The following is a 2,699-nucleotide window of genomic DNA, read 5'->3' on the forward strand; positions in this document are numbered from 1 at the left end:
AAAAAAATCTCCTTTCTATCGTATTGTTGTAGCAGATTCTCGTTCACCGCGTGACGGCCGTTTCATCGAAACAGTCGGCACTTACAACCCGGTTGCAAAACCAGCGGAAGTAAAAATCGATGAAGAGCTTGCTCTTAAATGGCTTCAAACTGGAGCGAAACCATCTGATACAGTTCGCAACTTGTTCTCTAGCCAAGGAATCATGGAAAAATTCCACAACGCTAAACAAGGCAAGTAATGACTGATCAACACTTGGAAGATTTGATTGTCACGATTGTGACGCCGCTTGTTGATCATCCAGATGACATTCGGGTCATAAGAGAAGAAACCGATCAAAAGATTGCGCTGCGCTTATCTGTTCATAAGTCAGATACCGGTAAAGTTATCGGGAAGCAAGGCCGGACTGCAAAAGCGATTCGAACAGCTGTATTTGCAGCTGGCGCACAGTCTTCTAAGAAAGTTCAATTTGAAATATTTGACTAAAAGGGAGAGGGCCGGCACCTCCCCTTTTTTTACACGCAAAAAACGGGTAAACTGATAGAAGATAAGACAAGATAGAAAAGTCTGGTCTTGAAAAAGTTTTAAAAGCAGGGAGCTTGGTGCGATGCAAATTATTCACCGTGTAGCCGTTATGCAAGTCTTAACCGAGCGCAGCAAAGAAAAGCTTTTATCTACTTTCACAGAAAAGAAGCAAATGCTTGAACGAGAATGCAGCCAGCTCTATTTTCAGCTTAGAAAACATGAAAAAGAACAGCAGAACCCAGATGTAATTGAACAATTTAAAAAGGCAATAGAAAAACGAAAAGATAATATGAAAATGATCGATTTTCAAATTACCCAAGTACATACATTACCGCTTGGCAGTGAAATGAAAGAAAAGGAAATCGATGCGCTGCTGACCATTGAAGTCGGAGATGACTGGCATGAGAAAACAGCAGCAAACACCATCGTCATAAAAGACGGAACAGTAATTGAAATTCGCCAGAGGTGATCATATGACAAAGCGATGGTTTAATGTCGGTAAAATTGTAAATACCCACGGAATTAAAGGCGAGGTGCGGGTCATTTCAAAAACGGATTTTGCCGAAGAACGGTACAAGCCGGGCAACACGCTGTATTTGTTTATAGACGGACGCCAAGAACCGATAGAGGTAACGGTAAACACGTACAGGCTGCATAAGCAATTTCATCTGCTGCAGTTTAAAGAAAGACAAAGCCTAAATGAAGTAGAGGAACTGAAAAACGCCATCATCAAAGTTCCTGAAGAGGATTTGGGTGAGCTGAATGAAGGAGAATTTTATTTCCACGAAATTATCGGCTGTGAAGTTTTTACCGAAGAAGGCGAACTGATCGGAAAGGTGAAAGAAATTTTAACACCGGGAGCCAATGATGTATGGGTAATCGGGCGTAAAGGTAAAAAAGACGCGCTGATCCCTTACATTGAATCAGTCGTCAAACAGATTGATGTCAGCGAAAAGAAAATTGAGATTCAACTCATGGAAGGATTAATAGACGAATGAAAATCGATTTTTTGACGCTGTTTCCTGAAATGTTTGAAGGGGTGCTCGGTTCATCCATTCTTCAAAAAGCCCAAGAAAAAGAAGCAGTGCAGTTCCAGATCGTCAATTTCCGGGAGTATTCTGATAACAAGCATAATACAGTGGATGATTATCCTTACGGTGGCGGAGCAGGTATGGTTCTGAAGCCTCAGCCTGTTTTTGACGCGGTTGAGGATCTGGCCTCAAAAGCCGACAGTCCGCCGCGCGTTATCCTCGTCTGCCCGCAAGGTGAGCGTTTCACACAAAAAAAAGCCGAGGAATTGGCAAAGGAAGAGCATTTGCTGTTTATCTGCGGTCATTATGAAGGCTATGATGAGCGAATCCGCGAGCATTTGGTGACAGATGAAATATCAATTGGCGACTTCGTTCTGACAGGCGGTGAGCTGCCTGCGATGATGATTGCTGACAGTGTCGTCAGGCTGCTTCCGGGTGTGCTTGGCAAAGAGGCTTCCCACATAGAGGATTCGTTCAGTACGGGGCTCTTGGAGCATCCGCATTATACAAGACCGGCAGATTATAAAGGTTTAAAAGTGCCTGAAACACTTCTATCAGGAAACCATGCTAAAATCAAAGAATGGCGGAATAAAGAATCGATCAGAAGAACCTATTTAAGACGCCCGGATCTTCTGAAAGACTATCCGCTTACAGAGCAAGAAAGAAAATGGATTTCTGAATGGGAAAAAGAATAGATTTTATTGCATAGGCTATGAAATTGTGATAAGATACTACTTGTGGCTTGAACGGGCTTATCCGTTGAAAGCTTGAAAACGATGTTCCGCTGTGCCGGGTTTTGAGGCCAAGAGCATCTGTTGGAAGGAGTTGAAAACGATGCAAAAACTAATTGAAGATATCACAAAAGAACAGCTTCGTACTGATCTTCCTACGTTCCGTCCTGGTGACACTTTACGTGTACACGTAAAAGTTGTTGAGGGTAACCGTGAGCGTATCCAGATCTTTGAAGGTGTTGTGATTAAGCGTCGTGGTGGTGGAATCAGCGAAACGTTCACAGTTCGTAAGATTTCTTACGGTGTTGGCGTTGAACGTACTTTCCCTGTACACACACCAAAAATCGCGAAAATCGAAGTTGTACGTTACGGTAAAGTACGCCGTGCTAAGCTTTACTACCTGCGTGAACTTCGC

At 43.1% G+C, this 2,699-nt stretch carries 6 protein-coding genes; all 6 read left to right on the forward strand.

Annotated elements, in window-relative coordinates:
* A partial coding sequence (rpsP, locus tag CJU60_RS11205) for a 30S ribosomal protein S16 (RefSeq protein ID WP_010334224.1) occupies positions 1-238 on the forward strand: 238 nt, incomplete at its 5' end.
* The gene (locus CJU60_RS11210) at positions 238-483 is read left to right on the forward strand and encodes a KH domain-containing protein (protein ID WP_024121381.1); all 246 of its coding nucleotides are present in this window, start codon (positions 238-240) and stop codon (positions 481-483) included. The genes rpsP and CJU60_RS11210, both read left to right, overlap by 1 nt.
* 121 nt (positions 484-604) lie before the next feature.
* Complete coding sequence (locus CJU60_RS11215) at positions 605-991, forward strand: YlqD family protein (protein WP_024121382.1); 387 nt, start codon at positions 605-607, stop codon at positions 989-991.
* 4 nt (positions 992-995) lie between these two features.
* Positions 996-1,520 carry a ribosome maturation factor RimM gene (rimM, locus tag CJU60_RS11220; protein WP_095713829.1) on the forward strand — a complete coding sequence of 175 codons (525 nt, stop codon included), beginning with the start codon at positions 996-998 and terminating at the stop codon, positions 1,518-1,520.
* Complete coding sequence (gene trmD, locus CJU60_RS11225; RefSeq protein ID WP_024121384.1) at positions 1,517-2,248, forward strand: tRNA (guanosine(37)-N1)-methyltransferase TrmD; 732 nt, start codon at positions 1,517-1,519, stop codon at positions 2,246-2,248. The genes rimM and trmD overlap by 4 nt, the downstream gene beginning before the upstream one ends.
* Before the next feature lie 139 nt (positions 2,249-2,387).
* Positions 2,388-2,699 (forward strand): 50S ribosomal protein L19 (gene rplS / locus CJU60_RS11230; protein WP_095713830.1); only part of this gene is annotated, 312 nt, incomplete at its 3' end.

Source organism: Bacillus sp. 7705b (genome assembly GCF_002289525.1).
In the GTDB taxonomy this organism is placed as follows: Bacteria; Bacillota; Bacilli; order Bacillales; family Bacillaceae; genus Bacillus; species Bacillus halotolerans.

Bases quoted from the DNA above. Each gene is read 5' to 3' on its own strand.
- CJU60_RS11210 (WP_024121381.1), top strand. From the start codon at position 238: ATGACTGATCAACACTTGGAAGATTTGATTGTCACGATTGTGACGCCG.
- CJU60_RS11215 (WP_024121382.1), top strand. From the start codon at position 605: ATGCAAATTATTCACCGTGTAGCCGTTATGCAAGTCTTAACCGAGCGC.
- rimM (WP_095713829.1), top strand. From the start codon at position 996: ATGACAAAGCGATGGTTTAATGTCGGTAAAATTGTAAATACCCACGGA.
- trmD (WP_024121384.1), top strand. From the start codon at position 1,517: ATGAAAATCGATTTTTTGACGCTGTTTCCTGAAATGTTTGAAGGGGTG.